Raw genomic sequence first — 20,672 nt, forward strand, 5'->3', positions numbered from 1 at the left:
ATCCGGGCGATGGAACGCGCAAGATCGAGCTCGGCGGTTACACCGCGATATTGTCGATCAGCCGGGTCGTGCCGAGCTTGGCCGCCACCAGGATCCGCAACGGGCCGTCCTTGCGCGAGGTGACCGGCGCGAGCGTCTCGGCATGGCGGGCCTCGAAATAGTCGAGCGCGAAGCCGGCCGCCGTGATCGTCCCGGCGCCGCGCGTCATCGCGGATGCGATCGCTTCGCCGGCGCGGATGCGCCCGGCGCTGTCCTTCATGGCGCGGTAAAGCGTGGTCGCGGTCTGCCGCTCCTCCGGCGAGAGATAGAAGTTGCGCGAGGACATCGCGAGCCCGTCACGCTCGCGCACGGTGCGGGAGCCGGTCACCTTGACGCCGAGGTCGAGGTCGCGCGCCATCTGCGTCACCACCCGCAACTGCTGAAAGTCCTTCTCGCCGAAGATCGCGACGTCCGGCCGGCACTGCGTGAACAGCTTGCTGACGACGGTGGCGACGCCGCCGAAGAAGTGCGGCCTGAAGCGGTCCTCGAGGCCGGCCAGCGCCGGCCCCTCCGGCACGATGCGGGTCGCAAAGCCTTCCGGATACATCGCCTCGGCGCCGGGGTGCCAGACGATGTCGACGTCCTCGGCGGCGAGCTTGGCGAGATCGGACTTCCAGGTGCGCGGATAGGCACCAAAGTCCTCGGTCGGGGCGAACTGGGTCGGGTTGACGAAGATCGACACCACGACGCGACTCGCGCGCCGCTTGGCGAGGCGCACCAGCGACACATGCCCGTCATGGAGGGCCCCCATGGTCGGGACCAGCGCGATCGTGGCCTTTCGCTTGCGAAGATTGTCGACGGCGCGTCGCAAGGCGGGGACCGTGCGGGCGATCAAGGGGCTTCGTGACATCAGGACTCGACAGGGTTGGGAATGGGAAGCGGGCGCGTCCCGGCGCCCGGCCGGCTAACCTTAACAAGCGCCGATCGTGGACGCCATGCATTCGGAAGCGGCACAGCATCCCGCGCGAGGCCGCGAACGATGTCGCGACATGGCTGAATCACAAGCGAGAGATGGTGCCGTGATTCATTTCGAACACGGCGCGCTGCGATTTGCATTTACTGTCACGCATTTCACTTGACCGCAGACGCGGCCAACTCGAAGATATTCATCAGGGGTGTTGAGGATCGCTATGCTTGTGCAGGCTAGCCAAGGCCAATCCGGCTCGGCGCATGTCGTCGTGCTCGGCAACGAAAAAGGCGGCTCCGGCAAGTCGACCACCGCCCTGCACATCGCGGTCGCGCTGCTGAAGGCCGGCCAGCGCGTCGCCACGATCGACCTCGACTGCCGTCAGCAGAGCTTTACCCGCTACATCGGCAACCGTTCCGCCTGGGCGCGCCGCACCGGCCTCGGCCTCGAGCTGCCGGTGCATCGCTGCATCAAGCTCGGCGAGACCATGCAGATCGCCGAGAACGAGAATTCCGAGTTCCAGCAGTTCATGGAGGCGGTCTCGGCGGTCGAGAGCAATTTCGACTTCATCGTCATCGATACGCCCGGCACCGACAGCTATCTGATGCGCTTGGCGCACTCGATGGCGGACACGCTGGTCACGCCGATCAACGACAGCTTCCTCGATTTCGACGTGCTCGGCACCGTCGATCCCGCCAACTACGCAGTGACTGGCGAGAGCCACTATGCCGAGATGGTGCGGGATGTCAGGCGCAAGCGGCGCCAGCTCGACGGCTCCAGCACCGATTGGATCGTCGTGCGCAACCGCCTGTCGATGCTCGGCTCCCGCAACAAGCAGCTCGTCGCCGAGGGCCTCAAGGATTTGTCGCTGCGGCTCGGCTTCCGCTACGTCGACGGCTTTGCCGAGCGCGTCGTCTATCGCGAATTTTTTCCGCGCGGCCTGACCGCGCTCGACGAGATCGACGAGGCCACGCTCGGCATGCGGCCCAACCTTGGCCATCTCACCGCGCGGGAAGAGGTGACGGGCCTGCTCCGCCAGCTCAAGCTGCCGCTCGACGAACGCGGCCGCCGCCGTGCGGCAAATCGCGCCGAGTGGTTCAGCCAGGTCGACAAGCCGCTCGAAGTCCACGACATCCTCGGCGCCTGAGGCGGCGGTATATCGCTACTTCCAGCCGATTGAAGCTGCCGGTTCCCGCCGGAACTGAGTGCGGACTTCGCCGTTTCACCCTGTGTTTACCGTGAAATTGAAGCCAATCGAGACCGGTTGCGTCGGATGGTAGCCTGCCACCTGACGTAGCCGCCTGAGAACGGGATGCCCAAGAAACGCGTGCGCCGCACAATGAAAGGGCTGAAGGTTCACAATATTTAAGCTTCCTGTCACGCGGCTGTGACATATATTAGGGAATAGGCGACCAGGGGCCGAAGAGCCCCGGAAGAACACGATTTTCAACAGGGATTCAGGCCGCAAGAGCCTGAGGCTGAGGACGAAAATGAAGCGTGGAATTGCCGTTCTGGTTTCGGTTAGTGCCCTCTGCGGCGTCGCCTATGTCACGGCGAGCAAGTGGGCGATCAGGCACGAGACCGTCACCTTCTACGACGCCTCGCGCGACAACCGCCCCGTGCCTGTCGATATCGCGGTCCGCCGCGACAAGGAAATGCAGGCTAATGCCGGCATGATCACGCTGCCGGTTGCCGTGATCAATCACGGCAACACTGTCAAGAATACCGAGTACGGCTTCCTCGCCAACATCTTCGCGGCGCGCGGCTACATGGTCGTAAGCCCGCAGCATGATTTGCCGACCGATCCTCCCATGGTGACGAAGCCCGGTGAGCTCTATGTCGGCCGGCTGCCGCAGATCCTGCGCGGCGTTGCCAACATCCATCTCGCCATGCAGGAGATGAAGAAGGTTCAGCCCAACGCCGATTACGACAGGGTGACGATGGTCGGCCACTCCATGGGCGGCGACATCACGATGTATTTCGCCAAGCAGTATCCGGATGAGGTCAAGAAGGTCGTCACGCTCGACAATCTGCGCGTGCCCTTCGTCACTGCCGGCAAGTTCAAGATCCTGTCCTTCCGTTCGCAGGATCCGCAGTTCAAGACCGACGCGGGTGTCATCCCAACCGATGAGGAATGCGAGAAGGCCGGCATCCAGGTCGTGAAGACCGAATTCCAGCACAACGACATGCGCGACACCGGTCCGGATGCGGCGAAGAACTCGATCCAGAGCATGCTCGACAAGTTCCTGAGCGACGGCGATAGCGCCGTCGCGCCCGTCGATACGCGCTCGGCCCCGCCCAATATCCTGGAGCCTGGTCCGGTTGCTCTGATGGCGCCTGCCAAGAGCTGACACCGACACAGGCTGACACCGACACCGCTCCGATCGTCTGCACGACCTGCAAAGCCTCCGCCGGCATCCGCCCGCGGAGGCTTTGCACATTGACCGGGCCGCAGGCGCTATCCACATTAGCGGCTCACGCAAGAAGCGAGCAGGGATGCCCGGCGAACCCGTCAAACCGCGTGGCCGTGATGCCGTCTCGAGCCAAACCGGCGGCACGCTGCCTCAAGCCAGCACCGCGGAGGACATCGCCGCGTTCGTCGCCAAGGCGCGTGCGCTGTCGCCGCATGCCCCCGGCGCGAAGGGGCGGCTGATTTTCGCGCTGGATGCGACGATGAGCCGGCAGCCGACCTGGGACATGGCCTGCGCGCTCCAGGCGGACATGTTCCGCGAGGCCGCAGCGATCGGCAGCCTCGACATCCGGCTCGTCTATTATCGCGGCTTGAACGAGTGTCGCGCCACGGGCTGGATCTCCGACAGCGCGAAGCTCGCGACGTTGATGAGCAAGATCGACTGTCGCGGCGGCGACACCCAGATCGGCAAGGTGCTGAGCGACGTGCGGCGCGAGGCGGTCGCCTCGGGCGTGCGCGCGGTCGTCTTCGTCGGCGATGCCATGGAGGAGAAGGTCGACGAGCTCTGCGCCAAGGCCGGCGAGCTCGGCATGCTCAAGGTGCCCGTGTTCGTGTTTCAGGAAGGCGCCGACGCCGTGGCCGAGCAGGCCTTTCGCGAGATCGCGCGGCTGACCGGCGGGGCCTGGTGCCGGTTCGATCCCGGCGCGGCGGCGCAGCTTCGCGAGCTGCTGCGCGCGGCCGCGGCTTATGCCGCCGGCGGCCGCGAGGCGCTGTTGAAACTCGCCAAGAGTGCGAGCGGTGCGGCCAAGCTGATCGGGCAGATGAAGTAGCGGCCCGCGTCGGAGACGGACGCCATGCATTTTGCCGTGAGGGCGACTATATTCCGGCCATGACCCTGATCGCCGGCGCCATCGCCGTTATCACGCTTTATCTGCTGCTCCAGATGTTCCGCTCCGCCAATCCGGCGGTGCTGGCGCGCACCATCAAGTTCGGTGGCGGCGTGGTGGCGCTCGCGGTCGCAGCGTTCACTGGCCTGCGGGGCGAGCTGGCGGTGGCGATCCCGCTCGGGATTTTCGGCGCCGGGCTTCTGGGCTGGACGCCGCTGGCGAATGCCGGCTTCGGCAATATCGGCGGGCTGTTCGGCGGTGGCGCAACGCGCCCGGCCGGACAGGCCTCGCGCGTACGCTCGCAATTCCTGGACATGCGGCTCGACCACGATTCGGGGCAACTCGCCGGCCAGATCGTCGCCGGTCCTCACGCCGGGCGCGATCTCCAGGAGTTCGATCTCGCTGGCCTGCTGGCGATGGCTCCGGCGTTCGACGCCGAGAGCGTGGCCCTACTTGAAAGCTATCTGGACCGCCGGTTTCCCGCTTGGCGTCAGAACGCGCAGGGCGATGCGGCAGGGCGGCAGCGCCGCACGGCGCCGAGCGGCAAAATGACGGCGGAGGAAGCCTATCAGATCCTTGGCCTGCAGCCGGGCGCGGGGCGCGACGACATCAGCCGGGCGCACAAGTCCCTGATGAAGAAACTCCATCCCGACCAGGGGGGCTCGACGTATCTCGCTGCCCGTGTGAACGAGGCCAAGGATACTCTGCTTCGCACGCATAACGGCTAACTCCGGCACTACGCTACAAACGCCCGTACCGCGTAAGCTCCGCTTGCTCTGTCTGCCGTCGCCCCGATGCCCGCCTTTGTCGGCGTGGTCGATCCCTTGAGTAAAGTTTTAACCGTAAATCCTTGACGAGAGGTTGTCGCGGAACTGGCATCGCCGCATCCCCCAAACAAAAATGCCCGCGCAAGGCGCGGGCATTTTGATTGGACCGGTGAGACAGATCAGTTGCGGACGGTGATGCAGGAGATGTCGGCGCGCTTCAGGGCGCGGCAGACGGCTTCGGCCTGGTCCCGCTCGAGCCCGGCGAAACGGGCCCGGTAAAGCTTGCGATTGTCCTTGGCGAGGACCGGCTCGGTGAACGGGTCGGCCTTGCTGAGCAGGCCGCGGGCCGAGCTGCGGGCGGCGTCGATGCGTTGCTGGGCTTCGTTCTCGCTCTCGAGTGCGCCGACCTGGACGATCCAGCCGCTATGGGTGACGACCGGCTTGGTGGTGGCGCTCATCTGGATCGGCTGCGGCACAGGATCGGCCGAAGCGAGCTTCGCAGCAGCCGGAGTGGGCGCGGCGGCCGTTGCGGCCGGCAGCACGCCGAGGATGCCGTTGCCGGTGCCGAAGCCCGCCGGCTGACGGGGCATCTCGGTGCGGGCGAGCTCGGCCTTCGGCGCTTCCGGCTGGCTCGCCATCTCGGGCTTGTTGATGAGATCGGCGCGGGCGACGACGGCGCCGGAGGTCTCCGCGACCTCGGAGCGGGCCGCAATCGTGCTCGTGACCTGCGGTGCGACCTGAGCCGGGGCGGTGGAGGCAACCTTCACGGTGCCGGCCTTGACCTGAACAGTCTTCACCCGGACCGGCTTCATCGGCTCGGACGAGCCGGGGATGATGGAGAGCGGCTGGCTGGAGATCACGCCATTGGTGAGCGGCGCGGGCTCGATCCTGGATTCAGTCGGCCGAACCTCAGGCTTGCTGGTGTCAGGCCTGGCTTGAGCCGGCGGCATCGCGGCGGTCGCGGCCGCCAGCGCCGACAGGCGCGAGGCGAGACGTTGCGGGGCCGTCTCGGGGGCAGGGGCGGCCGCGGCCTGCTGGACCTGCGGAGCGGGGCGGGCCGGGGTCTCCGATGCATCGGCGACGTCGGTATTGGCATCTGCGCCGTTGCGCTCGGTGACAGCGACGACGGTGTGGGTGGTGGCGCCCTTCTCGAGGTTCTCCGCGAGCAGGTTGCGCATGGTGGCGTCGCGCGAGCCGCCGCTGCGGCCGCCGAGCACCACGCCGATCAGGTGGCGGTTGCCGCGACGCATCGAGGTCACGAGGTTGAAGCCGGAGGCGCGGGTGTAGCCGGTCTTGATGCCGTCCACGCCCTCGACGCTGCCGAGCAGGTGGTTATGGTTGCGGATCGACTGTCCGCGCCAATTGAACGTCGAGGTCGCGAAATAGCGATAGTAGCGCGGGAAGCGCTCCTGGATGGCGCGGCCGAGCGTGGCCTGGTCGCGCGCGGTCGTGACCTGCTCGTCGTTGGGAAGGCCGTTGGCGTTGCGGTAGACCGTCTTGGACATGCCGAGCGAGCGCGCCTTGCGCGTCATCATCTGGGCGAAGTCGTCCTCGTCGCCGCCGATCGCTTCCGCGATCACGACGGCCGCATCGTTGGCGGAGCGGGTGACGAGGCCCTTGATCGCGTCCTCGACGCGGATGGTCTGGCCGGCACGGAGGTTCAGCTTGGTCGGATCCTGATCGGCGGCGTGCTGCGAGACCGGCATCTCGGTGTCGAGCTTCATCCTGCCGGACTCGAGGCGCTCGAACAGCAGATAGAGCGTCATGATCTTGGTGAGCGAGGCGGGGTGGCGGATTCCGTCTGGGCTCGTTGCCTGGAGCACGGAGCCGGAATTGCCGTCGACGATGATCGATGCGAATTTCGGGCTGGAGCTGTCGGACACATCGCGCTGCACCCGGTGGTGAGCGTATTGGCGCCGGTGACGCCGTGCCTCGGCAGCATCGGTGAAGATGACTACGGCGGTGACCGTAAGAAGCCCGAAAACGCCAACCCGCGCCAAGCGCGAGGAAGACAAGTTTTTACGAAGCATGAAACCCCGTCCCCGTTTCTGACTTGATCACCGGCCCGTGAGGCGAAATTGTGCCCACTCGACCCGGGATCATTACCTGCTCAGGCTGTCTCTCCGCTGGTGTTCGCTGCGGGAAACGTTGGGCCTAAGCCGCTGTTCTGGCTAAGGTGATGTTCTCGAACGGCTTTTGACCGTTCGCGGAAGCTGAACACGTCCAGGGAATCAGGGTAGGGGTCCGCGGTTTCCAAAAGCTTAAGGAACCATTGCGGGAAACCCCGGGAATCTCAGCGATTTGCATCTAATTTTGTGCGTCGCACAAGATTCTTGACTTTTTTGTGCGTTGCACTATTTTTGGGCGGAGTCAGGGAGCCGGGGCTTCCGGACCAAAGCCAGGGAAAAAGGATTCCGAAATGTTCAAGGTTGAAGACTTTCAGAGCTACGGGAAAGAGCAGTTCGAGCAGTGCGTTGCTTCCGCGACCTCGATGCAGCATGGCCTCCAGGCGATCGCCAGCGCGTATGGCGACTACACCAAGAAGTCGTTTGAAGACACCAAGTCCTTCGTCGAGAAGCTTTCCGGCGTGAAGTCGCTGGACAAGGCCGTGGAAGCGCAGACCGACTTCGCCCGTTCCAGCTACGAGACCTTCGTTGCGGAATCGCAGAAGATCGCCGGCCTTTACAGCGACCTCGCCAAGCAGGCGTTCAAGCCGGTCGAGACCATCGTTTCGAAGTTCACCCCGGCTGCCAACTAACTTCCTCTGGAACTCCTGGAATCGAAAAGCCCGGCTGGTTCAGCCGGGCTTTTTTTGTCGCGACAGAGATCCGGTTCAGCGCGCCACGCGCAGCTTCGACAGCGACGTACCGGCGGCAACCCCACACGGTCTGACTCGCCGACATCACCGGACAGAACGCGTCGATGCCGCTCGCCTTGGCGTCGTCGCGCAGCTTCTTCCGCCGCGTGCGAGGCATTGCTGTACCACCAGCGATTCTGCGCATCGAGACCGCCGGCGAGGAGCACGAGGCCACTGAGCTGATCGACCAGGTTCTTCGCGGCCGTCGGCCCGACATCTTGCCGTCCTGGGCCATCGAGCCGGCGTTGTCGAGCAGCATGGCGACGCGCACGCGCACCAGGGGCCACGCGATTGAACGGCAGCTCGATTGGACCGTAGAAAACCGGAGGTATCCCGCGAAACCGCCGCTGCCGCTTAACGGCCGGATTCCTAGTCAAGATGTTCTAAACGGTGCCGGCCGAAACTTTTGTCAAATCGGTCCGGATTGACTAACCTTGGTCAGGATAGCCGGACCGGGAATCGGGACTGCCTCGACCATTTTGGCCAGACCGTTGCACGCTTGCGGCGAGCCGGGGGCGGGCCCATATTCCCTACAATCGAGCCGGGCTTGACCGGACCGGTTGGAAGCGGTGATCCAACAAGGCGGCGCGCCCGTGCAAAGCTCCGAAGGGCGGGGCCGCGCGGCTGACCGTCACTCGCTTCCGTGGGGAATTTGAACGCCTGAGCCATGCCGCACCTGACTTTCAGACTAGACCTGTCCGCGCAAGCCGCTGCCCACGCTCCTCGTATGAGCAATGACGAGAACCGTTCGGGCGGACCGACGGGGCCGAATACGTCTGTCATCACCAAGGTCAAGCCGAAGACCAAACGGCCGAACCTGTATCGTGTGCTGATCCTGAACGACGACTACACGCCGATGGAATTCGTCGTCCATGTGCTGGAGAAGTTCTTCCAGAAGGACATCGAGGCCGCGACCAAGATCATGCTGCATGTCCATCATCACGGCATCGGCGAGTGCGGCGTATTCACCTACGAGATCGCCGAGACCAAGGTGACGCAGGTGATGGACTTCGCCCGCAAGCACCAGCATCCGCTGCAATGCGTGATGGAAAAGAAATAGCTGCGCGTTCACATCCAGAGTTATTTAGATCGGTTCTGGTTGCGCGGTATGTGACGGCAGCACATCCTGCTGCGTGATCCCGCGAAAATCAGCGGCGTCAATCCTGCCCAAATGGGTAGTTCTGCCCAAATCGGAACGGGTTTTGCATCGAGCATGCCGTGGGCGCGTAATGCCCATTTGAGTCGCGGAACCGGTCTTTCGCCGCGGTCTTGTATAACTATATGTGACAAAGGTTGTTGTTGCCTGACCGGGCGATGGCGATCATGATGGTGGGGGCCATAGAGGACGCGAATGCCGACTTTTTCCCAAAGCCTTGAACAATCCCTGCATCGTGCGCTGGCGATCGCAAACGAGCGTCATCACCAATACGCGACGCTCGAGCATCTCTTGCTCTCCCTGATCGACGACTCCGATGCAGCCGCCGTCATGCGCGCCTGTAGCGTCGATCTCGACAAGCTCCGCACGAGCCTCGTCAATTACCTTGAAACCGAATTCGAGAATCTGGTGACGGATGGCGCCGACGACGCCAAGCCGACCGCCGGTTTCCAGCGCGTGATCCAGCGCGCGGTGATCCATGTGCAGTCGTCCGGTCGCGAAGAGGTGACCGGCGCCAACGTGCTGATCGCGATCTTCGCCGAGCGCGAGAGCCATGCCGCGTACTTCCTGCAGGAGCAGGACATGACGCGCTATGACGCCGTCAACTACATCAGCCACGGCATCGCCAAGCGGCCGGGCGTCTCCGAGGCGCGGCCGGTGCGCGGCGTCGACGAAGAGACCGAGGCAAAGGGTACCGAGGACGCCAAGAAGAAGGGCGAAGCGCTCGAGACCTATTGCGTCAACCTCAACAAAAAGGCGCGCGACGGCAAGATCGATCCGGTGATCGGACGCAATTCCGAGATCAACCGCGCGATCCAGGTGCTGTGCCGCCGGCAGAAGAACAATCCGCTGTTCGTGGGCGAGGCCGGTGTCGGCAAGACCGCGATCGCGGAGGGCCTCGCCAAGCGCATCGTCGACAGCGAGGTGCCGGAGGTTCTTGCGGCTGCGACCGTGTTCTCGCTCGACATGGGCACGCTGCTCGCGGGCACGCGCTATCGTGGCGACTTCGAGGAGCGCCTGAAGCAGGTGCTGAAGGAGCTCGAAGCGCATCCCAACGCCATCCTGTTCATCGACGAGATCCACACCGTGATCGGTGCGGGCGCGACGTCGGGCGGGGCGATGGATGCGTCGAACCTGCTCAAGCCGGCGCTTGCCTCGGGCACGATCCGCTGCATGGGCTCGACCACCTACAAGGAATACCGCCAGCACTTCGAGAAGGACCGCGCGCTGGTGCGGCGCTTCCAGAAGATCGACATCAACGAGCCGACGGTCGAGGACGCGATCGCGATCCTCAAGGGTCTCAAGCCTTACTTCGAGGACTACCATCGGCTGAAGTACACCAATGAGGCGATCGAGGCCGCGGTGCAGCTCTCCTCGCGCTACATCCACGACCGCAAGCTGCCGGACAAGGCGATCGACGTGATCGACGAGTCAGGCGCGGCGCAGATGCTGGTGGCCGAGAACAAGCGCAAGAAGACGATCGGCATCAAGGAGATCGAGACCACGATCGCCTCGATGGCGCGGATCCCGCCGAAGAGCGTGTCGAAGGACGATGCCGAGGTGCTCAAGCATCTCGAGCAGACCCTGAAGCGCACCGTGTTCGGCCAGGACAAGGCCATCGAGTCGCTGGCCGCATCGATCAAGCTGGCGCGTGCCGGTTTGCGCGAGCCGGAGAAGCCGATCGGCTGCTATTTGTTCTCGGGACCGACCGGCGTCGGCAAGACCGAAGTCGCAAAGCAGCTCGCAGCGTCGCTCGGCGTCGAGTTGCTGCGCTTCGACATGTCCGAATACATGGAGCGGCATACCGTGTCGCGTCTGATCGGCGCGCCTCCCGGCTATGTCGGCTTCGACCAGGGCGGCCTGCTCACTGACGGCGTCGATCAGCATCCGCATTGCGTGGTTCTGCTCGACGAAATCGAGAAGGCGCATCCCGACCTCTACAACGTGCTGCTCCAGATCATGGATCACGGCCGGCTCACCGACCATAACGGCAAGCAGGTCAACTTCCGCAACGTGATCCTGATCATGACCACGAACGCAGGTGCTTCGGATCTCGCCAAGCAGGCGTTCGGCTTCACGCGCTCGAAGCGGGAAGGCGACGACCACGAGGCGATCAACCGGCAGTTCGCGCCGGAATTCCGCAACCGTCTCGATGCCATCGTCTCGTTCGGCCATCTCAGCGTCGAGGTGATCGGTACGGTCGTGGAGAAGTTCGTGCTTCAGCTCGAAGCGCAGCTCGGCGATCGCGACGTCACCATCGAACTGTCCGAGCCCGCCAAGACCTGGCTGGTCCAGCATGGTTACGACGAGCAGATGGGCGCACGGCCCATGGCCCGCGTCATCCAGGAGCACATCAAGAAGCCGCTGGCTGACGAGGTGCTGTTCGGCAAGCTCAAGCGTGGCGGCCACGTCCGCGTCGTCCTGGTCAAGGACGAGGCCGACGAGACCAAGGACAAGATCGGGTTCGAGTTCCTCGACGGTCCGATCACGCCGAAGCAGGAGAAGCTGCCCGGCGCCCGCAAGCGTCCGCCGGGCAAGTCCAAGCCGGGCGGTGGCGGCTCCGGCGGCTCGAAGGGGCCGACCTCGAAGGGCCCGCTGGTCAAGGCTTGATTGCGAGCGATATGAATTGAAAAGGCCGGCTGAAAAGCCGGCCTTTTTGTTTGCGTGGCGGTCGCGAGGCGCTAGGTGCCGGTGTCGGGCGCAGGCGCTGCCGGCGGCCGCGGCTTCTTCGGCGCGGGTGGCCTTGCGCGGGCAGGGGCTGACGGCTGCATGGTCACGATGACAGGATTCGGCTTGTGATCGGTTGCCGCCCCGGTGGCAGCATCGACGCCCATGCCGACGACACCTCCGAGCAAGAGATTTCCCGCGAAGCCTGCGGCCCCGGAGGTCGGTATGTCCCGGCTGAGCGGCACGATCTGCGGTTCATAGCCTTCCTTCTGGAAGGTGATCGAAATGTCGGCGTTCCGCTTGACGACCACGGAGCACGGCGTCGTGCAGGTGGTCGGAACTTCCATTCCGCTGACGACGGCTTCCACGCCCGACGGTGTCGATGAGATGCTGATGTTTTCGGTCGTGCCACGCGTGACAGACGCGCAGCCGCCCAGCATGACGCTGAGCGCCACAATTCCAAATGAACGCATGAAATGCCCCTTATTCCCCGCGTCAATGAAGCGCAACCGGAGCGGGAGGGCAATACGTCATTGGTCCAGATAGTTAAGCCACGCACAAGTTGCGCGCGAGAGCAGCAGAACCTGGACGTGAGCTATTCGCCGCGCAGGCGCTGGTCGTCCTGTACCCGGACGTGCTCGGCGCCGCGCGCGCCCGCGGGCGACAGCCGCAGCATGCTCAGCACTGCACCGCACAGCGCAAATCCGACGCCGACAAGGAGCGCGATCCTGGTTCCCTCGGTCGGATAGCGGCCGAGCAGCAGCGCCACCAGCGCCGCGCCGGTGGTCTGGCCGAGCAGGCGCGCCGTGCCCAGCATACCGCTGGCGCCGCCGGCGCGCTCGCGCGGGGCGGCCGCGATCATGGTGCGGTTGTTGGGGGTCTGGAACAGGCCGAAGCCGGCCCCCGCCAGCGCCATCCGCCAGATCACGTCGAGCGGCGTCGGGCTTGCAGGCAGGAAGGCGAGTGCGCCGAGGCCGCAGGCAAACAGCGTGAGCCCGATGCCGCCGAGCAGGCCGGCCGGATAATGCTCGACCAGGCGGCCGGCGAGCGGGGCTGCGAACGCCACCGCGATCGGCCATGGTGTGATCAGGAGCCCCATATGCACGGCGGAATAGCCGAAGCGGCTCTGGAGGTAGAAGGGGATCGCGACGAAGGCCAGCATCTGTCCGCAGAACGAGGCGATCGAAGTGGCGATCGACAGTGCGAACACCGGGATGCGCAACAGGTCGACCGGCAGCAGCGGCGAGGTCATGTGGGTTTCGCGGTAGATCAGCAGCGCGCCCGCGACGATGGCGATGGCGAATTGGACGAGACAGGTGATGGCGGCTTCGCCATGACCGACGCTGTCGACGGCCGCGATGCCGACGCCGAAGGTGATCGCGGACAGGCCTGCGCTCTGCCAGTCGAAGGAGCGGCTGGCGGGTTTTGTGTGCGGCAGGCTACGCAGGCCGAGCACCAGCGTCACTGCACCCAGTGGGACGTTGATGGCGAACAGCCAGGGCCAGGTTCCGACCGCCAGGATGCCCGCGGCGAGCGTCGGGCCGACCGCGGCCGAGAAGGCGACGACGAGCGCGTTGATCCCGATGCCGCGGCCGAGCTGGCTGCGCGGATAGGTGAAGCGCACCAGCGCCGCGTTGACGCTCATGATGCCGGCGGCGCCAAAACCCTGGATGATGCGCGCGATCGTCAGCAGCGGTAGCGTATGCGCCAGCGCGCAGAAGGCAGATGCGAGCGTGAACAGTACGAGCCCGGCCAGATAGACGCGGCGATAGCCGACGATCTCGCCGAGCGACGCCAGCGGCAGCAGCGAGATCGTGATCGCGAGCTGGTAGCCATTGACGATCCAGATCGAGAAGGCCGGGCTCGCGTCGAGGTCGGCTGCGATCGTCGGCAGCGCCACGTTGGCGATAGCGCTGTCGACGACCGCCATGATGATGCCGAGCGCAATCGTCAGCACCGCCTGGTTGCGCTGCGGCTGCGGCAGGCCGTCGGCATGCTCGATCGGGGCAGACGACATGATGGAGGCGCGCCTGATTGGAGCCGTGAGTCATCTCCGGATTAGGAAATTGCAGGATGGATCGCAACCCGGCAGGACCCGGACGGTTCCTGTGCCGGAAGCAGGCCTTCCGGCACAGGAAAACGGGTCGGGACCGCTTTCGCGAGGGCTCGGGGAGCCGAGCGGTCGGGCAGTTGGCCGTCTCTACACCGCCGGCGGATTGCGGTCGGTGAAGGTGGTGCGCTGGTGCCAGTAGGGATAGGGCAAGGTCACCTTGCTCGCGGCATCGAGCTTTGCGATCTGGTCCTTGGTCAATGTCCAGCCGACCGCGCCGAGATTTTCGCGCAGCTGCGTCTCGTTGCGCGCGCCGATGATCAGCGTCGAGACCGTCGGACGCTGGAGCAGCCAGTTCAGTGCGATCTGCGAGACGCTCTTGCCCGTCTCCTTGGCGACCTCGTCGATCGCCTCGACGACGCGATAGACGTGCTCATCGGGCACGGGCGGGCCGAAATCGGCGGTCTTGGGCAGGCGACTGACCTCGGGCTTCGGTTGACCCCGTCGGATTTTTCCGGTGAGGCGCCCCCATCCGAGCGGCGACCAGACCACGGCGCCGAGCCCCTGGTCGACGCCGAGTGGCATCAACTCCCATTCGTAGTCGCGCCCGATCAATGAATAATAGGTCTGGTTGGCGACGTAGCGTGGGAAGCCATGCTTGTCGGCAACCGAGAGCGACTTCATCAGGTGCCAGCCCGAAAAGTTGGAGACGCCGACATAGCGGATCTTGCCGGCGCGCACGAGCACGTCGAGAGTCGCAAGCACCTCTTCAGGCGGGGTGAACGCGTCGAAGCCGTGAAGCTGGAACAGGTCGATGTAATCGGTGCCGAGCCGGCTCAGCGAACCATCGATGGCCGCGAGCAGATGCTGCCGTGACGAGCCGATGTCGTTGGGTCCGTCGCCGAAGCGGAAGGTGGCCTTGGTCGAGATCAGAACCTTGTCGCGGCGGCCCTTGATGGCCTCGCCGAGGACACGCTCGGATTCGCCGAGCGAATAGACGTTGGCGGTGTCGAACATCGACACCCCGGCATCGAGGCAGATATCCAGAAGGCGCCGCGCCTCGGCCGCGTCCGTCGTGCCCCATGCAGCAAGGCGGCCGACGCCGCCGAAGGTGCCCGTTCCCAGGCTCAAAGCGGGCACCATGAGGCCGGATCGGCCCAAGCGTCGGTATTCCATCGATATGCTCCTCGGCTGGCCGCTGGTTGATCGGTGCGGCCTTGGGGTGCGATGGTAATGCAAGCGCGGGCCGTGTCCTATCACGCGCTCACATACCGGCCTTGCTCGGGAATGGCCTAGTCGTGCAGGCGCATGTCATCGAATGCTGCATCGGCAACGCGCGCGCCTGGTGTCTTCACCGATGACTGAGCCTCGACCCTGGTTGCGGGCGAGGGGAAGCAGGCAGCTTCGCCGTCACGCGCCTGCCGCGGCAGCAGCGTCAGGCCCCAGCCCACCAGGACCAGCACCGCGAGCCTGATCGCGATCACACCCAGCAACAGCTCCGATCCGCTTATGGTGGCGTGAGTCCTCATGCACGCCAGCCTGATGCGCGCAGCCGGACAAGGCAATCTGGAATTGACGAGCCTTGCCTTCGCCTGCAGCGAAGGCTCAAGGTGATAGCTGGCTGGATGTCAGTGCCGCAACTGGCTCTGCCTGAAGTCGCGCGGCGACATTCCGAAATGCTCGCGGAAAACGCGGCCGAAATGCGAGAGGTCGTTGAAGCCCCAGGCGAAGGCGATCTCGCTGACGTGGCGATGGGCCAGCACGGGCGAGGCGAGGTCACGCCGGCATTGGGCGAGACGCTCGGCAAGCACGTGGCGCTGGAACGAGGTATCCTCGTCGGCAAGGAGATCGTTCACGTAGCGCGGCGAGATGCCGAGTGCAGCCGCGGCCTCCGACAGCGAGAGGTCGGGATCCGCGAGGTGAGCGCGGATGTGGGACTTCAAGCGGTAGAGCAGGGCGGAGCGGTGGGTGGAGGACGGCAGCGATGTCTTGCCGAGCCGTTCGCTCAGCGCCATCGCGAGCAGATCGACGGCCTGCTCCGACAGCGCCGCAGCGTTGTCCGGGGCAAGTCGGTCCGCGCTCTGGCAAAGCCTGAAGATGAAATCATAGGCGAGCCGTTCGAGCGTAAGCGTAGCTCTGCGGCCCTTTTGAATGGCGCTTGACGCCTATTTTGTTCGCGTGGCGCGTCGCCGCGGCTTCCTTGTGTCGGACAACGCGTTGACGGCGGCTTCGAGTGCCTTCCGGTCGACGACGTTGGGATCGAACCGCTCCGGGCCCCAGAGGCGCATGTGTCCGTGCTCGGGATGGGCGGGGTCGCTGATGGCGGCGAGGTATTCGGCATAGCCTGGCGCACCGCCGACGTCTTCCGGAGGACAACGACCGGCGGCCTCGAGCAGGAAGGGAAGCCCCTCCGTCGTGGTGTTCTCGAACCATTTTTCGAGCTTGATCACATGGTCCCAGCTGTCGCCGAAGTCATAGAGATAGTGGATCGTCTTGGCGCCGGTCTCGCGAACGATATCGCACAGCCGCGCTTTGCGGGCATCCATGGGCTGGTGACCGTAATCATTGTCGGGGTCGGGAATCCCCCAATGTGCCTCACCAGCAAAGAACTCGAAGAGGTGACTGTTCGTCCAGCCGAATGCCTCCTGAAGCGTCAGATGCAGCCGATCAAGGCGCAGGGTGACGGGTACGACAAGGCGACGCATCACCTCCGGCTTCACATCCTTGAGGGTCACCTTGATCCGGACCGCGGTCGTGTTCAGGCTCATGCCGCCAGCCTCGGATCGCGTGTATGCATCGTATAGGTCGACGCCCAGGGAAGCAGTTCGTCCAGTCGCGCTGCAGGCCAACCATTGACGAGCTTGGCGAGAACGTCAGCGAGCCAGTGCTCGGCACTGACGCCATTGAGCTTACAGGTCTCAATGAGCGAAGCCAGCAATGCCCAATTCCCGGCGCCTTCGTCGCAACCGGCAAAAAGAGAGTTCTTGGCGTTGAGCTTGATCGGTCGCATCGCACGCTCGACAGCATTCGTGTCCATTTCGATGCGCCCATCATCAAGATAGAGCGTCAGGCCGTCCCAATGACGTAGTGCATAGCGCAAAGCCTTCGCCGTGTCGCTCTTCTGCGCAAGGTGATCGAGCTTGGCCTCAAACCACTGCTTCAAGGCTGCAACCAGAGGCCGGGTATGCGCTTGTCGGCCAGCACGGCGCTCGTCCGCAGATCGGCCGCGGAGGGCCTTCTCGACCGCGTAAAGCTGGGCGATGCGCTCAAGAGCCTCGCGGGCAACCGGAGCTGGCGCAGGCGCAGCCTCCCGCTCGATCTTCACAAACTGGCGCCGCAGATGCGACCAGCAGAAGGCGAGCGTCCCGGACAGGGCGTCCGCACGCGTCTCTCGGGTCATGGTCTTGTAAGCCTGATAGCCGTCGCAGTGGATGATGCCGCGATAGCCCTCCAGCAGCCGCAAGCCATGAACGGCGCCGCGGCCCGGTGCATAGGCATAGACTACCCCAGGCGGATCAGGTCCGGCCCAAGGCCTGTCATCGCGTGACAGCGCCCAGAAGTAGCCGGTTTTTGTTCTGCCGCGCCCCGGATCCAGCACCGGCGCCGGGGTCTCATCGACACAGAGCTTCGAGGAGGCGAGCAGAAGCTGGCGCAGACGATGCCACACGGGCTTCAATTCCTGGGCGGCATAGCCGACCCAGAAGGCGAGCGTGGAACGATCCAGCGCTATTCCGTGCGTCGCCAGCATCTGCGCCTGGCGGTAAAGCGGCAAATGCCAGTGATACTTGGCATCGATCACATGCGCGACCAGCCGCTCGGTGGGCAATCCTCCCCTGATCAATCGCTCGGGAGCCGCGTGCTGCAGGACGACGCCATGACAGGCGCGGCAGGCCAGCTTGGGACGGCGGGTGATGATGACGCGATACTGCGCCGGAACGACGTCGAGCCTCTGGCTCTCATCCTGACCAATCTCGAAGAGGTTGCCCTTACAAGACGGGCAGCAGCTCTCGGCCGGCATCATAGTCTCGATGACGCGCGGCAAATGCTCCGGCAGCTGACCACGGTTGGCTCTGCGCGCGGCAGCTCTCTTCTCGCCTGTTTTGGGATTGGCACGATTCTCGGCGGCTTCGAGAGCCGCAACGGCCTGATCGATATCCTCCAGAACAAGCTGCAGCTGATCAGCGTCCAGCTTTTCCGAGGACCGACCGAACTGCGCATCTTTCGCAAGCTTGAGCAACCGCTCGAGCCGGGCGCAGCGATCCAGCAGAGCCGCGGCAAAGGCACGCAACTCGGCTGGATCGCTCGGTAGCTCATCAGGCAAATCACTCATTGGCCCGAGCTTGCCATGCTTCGCGTCACGATGCAGCGATGATTTGCATTTTTACGCAAGCGCTTTCGGCTGCGGGATCCGAGGCGCGTGCATGCGCGTCCAATCCATGCCGGCCAGCAGTGCTGACAGCTGGGCCCCATTCATCCGCATCACACCGGCCACGATGGGTGGCCATTTGAAGCCGCTGCCATCGAGCCGCTTCCAGTACATCACAAGGCCGCTGCCATCCCAGACGACGATCTTCACCCGATCGGCGCGCTTCGCACGGAACACCACCGCCACGCCCTTCATCGGGTCATGGCCCAGCGTATCCTTCGCCAGCAGCGCCAAGCCCTCTGCACCCTTCCTGAAGTCCACAGGTTGCGTCGCCACGTAGATCATGAGGCTCGCCGGCATCGTCAGCATGAACGTGTCCGTCGCAGCGCAATGAACACATCGCTCAACGCAGCAAGGCCAGGCGCCCCGCGCACCTCCACGCGCGCGCCCTGGAACTCAACCGTAACAATGGCTGCTTCCGGCGAACCGGAGGGCTCTGCGGCCGCAGGCAACGCTAATTCCGACACCACCGGCACGAACGACAGCGTGTCCGCCGACGCCGGCAATACCAACTGGCCCAAACGCGCCCGGCGCCGCCAATCATGCACCTGCTGGGGCCGGCAGCCATGGCGACGAGCGACGTCTGTTACAACCGCCCCCGGTTCGAGGCTTTCCGCCGCAATCTGCGCCTTCAAATCATCCGGCCAGCGCTTTCGACCTGCGCCAGCGAACACTTCAATACGCGGTGACAACGGTCGTCTTATGTCGTCAGAATGGTCGTCCATTGTGAGCACCCTTCCAGAAGATGACTCTTCTAACGGTGCTCTCAAGACTCCGCACAAACAATCAGACGGGCCTCGGCGCTACGCTTACGTTCGAGCGGCACATCGGCGCCGAACGACATCGCGGTGAGCGTCTCGGTGGCGCCGAGCCGGCGCTGCAACATCTCGCGCGGCACCTTGAAGATCGTTTGCGTGAAGGCGTGGTTGAACTTCAGCTCATAGGGACGCGTCGTGTCGTAGAGCGCGAACTCGCCGGGATGGATCACGGTCTCGCGGCCGTCCTGCACCACGCCTCCGTCGCCGCGATTGCCGAGCGCAACCAGGACAAAATCCTGATCCGAACGCGCGATGCGGGATGGCGTCCGGAACACGTGCTGGCGGTCGGAGCAGACCTCGGAGCACACGGCCCTGCCGAGCGGGGCCTGCGTGACCGAGCCGCGAAAGGCGCTGCCGAGGTCGGACTTGCAGTCGAGCCCGACGAAAACGTCGCAGACGATGTCCTGCCACAGCGCCAGCCGCCGGTAGCCGGGGCTGCCGTCTGTCGTGAACTGGATTGGCATCGGCAAGCCTCCCTGTCACATCCAGCAAACCGCATGTTGGCGCAGACCCAGCCAGACCGAAGGCAAGTCCCGTACCCGTCGGCGATCCCGGCCAGTCGAGTTTTTGTTCCACTGCGGTCGAGCGCCCGGCCGGGTGGCTTGGCCAAATAGACTGCATCGGACGTGGCTTCCGATCAACCGGCAATGGAGGCGGCAATGGGCATCGAACATCCGAAATACAAGGTCGCGGTGGTGCAGGCGGCGCCGGCCTGGCTGGATCTCGACGCCTCGATCGACAAGTCGATCGCGCTGATCAGGGACGCCGCCGAGAAGGGCGCCAAGCTGATCGCCTTTCCCGAGGCCTTCATCCCCGGCTACCCCTGGCATATCTGGATGGACTCGCCGGCCTGGGCGATCGGCCGCGGCTTCGTCCAGCGCTACTTCGACAACTCGCTGTCCTATGACAGTCCGCAGGTCGAGCGGCTGCGCGACGCCGTACGCAATGCAAAGCTCACCGCCGTGCTCGGCCTGTCCGAGCGTGACGGCGGCAGTCTCTATCTGGCGCAATGGCTGATCGGGCCGGACGGCGAGACCATCGCAAAGCGCCGCAAGCTGCGGCCGACCCATGCCGAGCGCACGGTCTATGGCGAGGGTGACGGCAGCGATCTCGCCGTCCACGCAAGATCGGACATCGGCCGCATCGGCGCATTGTGCTGCTGGGAGCATCTCCAGCCACTGTCGAAATACGCGATGTACGCCCAGAACGAGCAGGTGCATGTCGCGGCCTGGCCGAGCTTTTCGCTCTACGATCCCTTTGCGCCGGCGCTCGGCGCCGAGGTCAACAATGCCGCCTCGCGCGTCTATGCGGTGGAGGGCTCCTGCTTCGTGCTCGCGCCGTGCGCGACGGTCTCGCAGGCCATGATCGATGAGCTCTGCGACCGTCCGGACAAGAATGCGTTGCTGCATGTCGGCGGCGGATTCGCCGCGATCTACGGTCCCGACGGCAGCCAGATCGGCGACAAGCTGGCGCCGGACCAGGAAGGGCTGCTGATTGCCGAGATCGATCTCGGCGCCATCGGTGTTGCCAAGAACGCTGCCGATCCCGCCGGGCATTATTCGCGGCCCGACGTGACGCGGCTCCTGCTCAACAAGAAGCGATATCAGCGCGTCGAGCAGTTCGCGCTGCCGGTCGACACCATTGAGCCCACGGACATCGCGGCGGCGGCGAGTTGATCGCCGGGATCA

At 64.7% G+C, this 20,672-nt stretch carries 19 protein-coding genes and 2 pseudogenes; 9 read left to right on the top strand and 12 right to left on the bottom strand.

What is annotated here, in order from left to right; genetic code table 11:
* Positions 1-37: 37 nt before the first annotated feature.
* A complete protein-coding gene (panC, locus tag HAP41_RS21410) occupies positions 38-889 on the bottom strand; it encodes a pantoate--beta-alanine ligase (protein ID WP_166097128.1) in 852 nt (283 codons plus the stop codon).
* 280 nt (positions 890-1,169) lie between these two features.
* Here panC and HAP41_RS21415 point away from each other — a divergent pair, with 280 nt between their 5' ends.
* From HAP41_RS21415 to HAP41_RS21430, 4 genes are all read left to right on the top strand, one after another.
* Complete coding sequence (locus tag HAP41_RS21415; protein ID WP_063982760.1) at positions 1,170-2,093, top strand: division plane positioning ATPase MipZ; 924 nt, start codon at positions 1,170-1,172, stop codon at positions 2,091-2,093.
* 343 nt (positions 2,094-2,436) lie between these two features.
* Positions 2,437-3,297 (top strand): alpha/beta fold hydrolase, encoded by an 861-nt coding sequence (locus HAP41_RS21420; protein ID WP_166097127.1) that lies wholly within the window; start codon positions 2,437-2,439, stop codon positions 3,295-3,297.
* A gap of 145 nt (positions 3,298-3,442) precedes the next feature.
* Positions 3,443-4,186 (top strand): vWA domain-containing protein, encoded by a 744-nt coding sequence (locus tag HAP41_RS21425; RefSeq protein WP_039147674.1) that lies wholly within the window; start codon positions 3,443-3,445, stop codon positions 4,184-4,186.
* Between the two features lie 59 nt (positions 4,187-4,245).
* Complete coding sequence (locus HAP41_RS21430; protein ID WP_063982763.1) at positions 4,246-4,971, top strand: DnaJ domain-containing protein; 726 nt, start codon at positions 4,246-4,248, stop codon at positions 4,969-4,971.
* 218 nt (positions 4,972-5,189) lie between these two features.
* On the opposite strand, the gene HAP41_RS21435 is transcribed toward HAP41_RS21430, so the two are convergent.
* Complete coding sequence (locus tag HAP41_RS21435; RefSeq protein WP_166097126.1) at positions 5,190-7,040, bottom strand: D-alanyl-D-alanine carboxypeptidase; 1,851 nt, start codon at positions 7,038-7,040, stop codon at positions 5,190-5,192.
* Positions 7,041-7,429: 389 nt separating this feature from the next.
* Here HAP41_RS21435 and HAP41_RS21440 point away from each other — a divergent pair, with 389 nt between their 5' ends.
* The 4 genes from HAP41_RS21440 (at position 7,430) to clpA (ending at position 11,633) form a co-directional block, all read left to right on the top strand.
* On the top strand, positions 7,430-7,768 hold the full coding sequence (locus tag HAP41_RS21440; RefSeq protein ID WP_014494653.1) for a phasin family protein: 339 nt from the start codon (positions 7,430-7,432) through the stop codon (positions 7,766-7,768).
* 164 nt (positions 7,769-7,932) lie between these two features.
* Positions 7,933-8,295, top strand: coding sequence for a hypothetical protein (locus tag HAP41_RS21445; protein ID WP_166050421.1), 363 nt, complete (start codon positions 7,933-7,935; stop codon positions 8,293-8,295).
* A 299-nt stretch (positions 8,296-8,594) separates the two neighbouring features.
* Complete coding sequence (gene clpS / locus HAP41_RS21450) at positions 8,595-8,927, top strand: ATP-dependent Clp protease adapter ClpS (protein ID WP_014494655.1); 333 nt, start codon at positions 8,595-8,597, stop codon at positions 8,925-8,927.
* A gap of 291 nt (positions 8,928-9,218) precedes the next feature.
* Positions 9,219-11,633 (top strand): ATP-dependent Clp protease ATP-binding subunit ClpA, encoded by a 2,415-nt coding sequence (gene clpA, locus HAP41_RS21455; protein ID WP_166097125.1) that lies wholly within the window; start codon positions 9,219-9,221, stop codon positions 11,631-11,633.
* Positions 11,634-11,704: 71 nt separating this feature from the next.
* Here clpA and HAP41_RS21460 read toward each other — a convergent pair whose 3' ends face one another.
* From HAP41_RS21460 to HAP41_RS21505, 10 genes and pseudogenes are all read right to left on the bottom strand, one after another.
* Positions 11,705-12,163: a PEGA domain-containing protein gene (locus tag HAP41_RS21460; RefSeq protein ID WP_092193127.1), complete on the bottom strand. Its 459-nt coding sequence runs from the start codon at positions 12,161-12,163 to the stop codon at positions 11,705-11,707.
* Between the two features lie 122 nt (positions 12,164-12,285).
* Positions 12,286-13,707 (bottom strand): MFS transporter, encoded by a 1,422-nt coding sequence (locus tag HAP41_RS21465; RefSeq protein WP_166097124.1) that lies wholly within the window; start codon positions 13,705-13,707, stop codon positions 12,286-12,288.
* Positions 13,708-13,890: 183 nt separating this feature from the next.
* Positions 13,891-14,916 (bottom strand): aldo/keto reductase, encoded by a 1,026-nt coding sequence (locus HAP41_RS21470; RefSeq protein WP_085405546.1) that lies wholly within the window; start codon positions 14,914-14,916, stop codon positions 13,891-13,893.
* Between the two features lie 116 nt (positions 14,917-15,032).
* Entirely contained in the window at positions 15,033-15,269 is a 237-nt protein-coding gene (locus tag HAP41_RS21475) for a hypothetical protein (protein ID WP_028150544.1), read from the bottom strand.
* Between the two features lie 99 nt (positions 15,270-15,368).
* Positions 15,369-15,863, bottom strand: a pseudogene (locus HAP41_RS21480) (helix-turn-helix transcriptional regulator); the annotation flags it as partial.
* 42 nt (positions 15,864-15,905) lie between these two features.
* The gene (locus tag HAP41_RS21485) at positions 15,906-16,508 is read right to left on the bottom strand and encodes a plasmid pRiA4b ORF-3 family protein (RefSeq protein ID WP_166055583.1); all 603 of its coding nucleotides are present in this window, start codon (positions 16,506-16,508) and stop codon (positions 15,906-15,908) included.
* Positions 16,505-18,070: an IS66 family transposase gene (gene tnpC, locus HAP41_RS21490; RefSeq protein ID WP_166055670.1), complete on the bottom strand. Its 1,566-nt coding sequence runs from the start codon at positions 18,068-18,070 to the stop codon at positions 16,505-16,507. Before tnpC ends, HAP41_RS21485 begins: the two co-directional genes overlap by 4 nt.
* A gap of 51 nt (positions 18,071-18,121) precedes the next feature.
* Positions 18,122-18,475: an IS66 family insertion sequence element accessory protein TnpB gene (gene tnpB, locus HAP41_RS21495; RefSeq protein WP_166065968.1), complete on the bottom strand. Its 354-nt coding sequence runs from the start codon at positions 18,473-18,475 to the stop codon at positions 18,122-18,124.
* Positions 18,469-18,891 carry an IS66-like element accessory protein TnpA gene (gene tnpA / locus HAP41_RS21500; RefSeq protein WP_166055731.1) on the bottom strand — a complete coding sequence of 141 codons (423 nt, stop codon included), beginning with the start codon at positions 18,889-18,891 and terminating at the stop codon, positions 18,469-18,471. Before tnpA ends, tnpB begins: the two co-directional genes overlap by 7 nt.
* Positions 18,892-18,977: 86 nt before the next feature.
* Positions 18,978-19,448 (bottom strand): annotated as a pseudogene (locus tag HAP41_RS21505) (cupin domain-containing protein); the annotation flags it as partial.
* 195 nt (positions 19,449-19,643) lie between these two features.
* Between HAP41_RS21505 and HAP41_RS21510 the strand changes: the two are divergent.
* Positions 19,644-20,660: a carbon-nitrogen hydrolase family protein gene (locus HAP41_RS21510; RefSeq protein WP_166097123.1), complete on the top strand. Its 1,017-nt coding sequence runs from the start codon at positions 19,644-19,646 to the stop codon at positions 20,658-20,660.
* Positions 20,661-20,672: the final 12 nt, after the last annotated feature.

The organism is Bradyrhizobium barranii subsp. apii (assembly GCF_011516635.5).
GTDB lineage: Bacteria > Pseudomonadota > Alphaproteobacteria > Rhizobiales > Xanthobacteraceae > Bradyrhizobium > Bradyrhizobium barranii.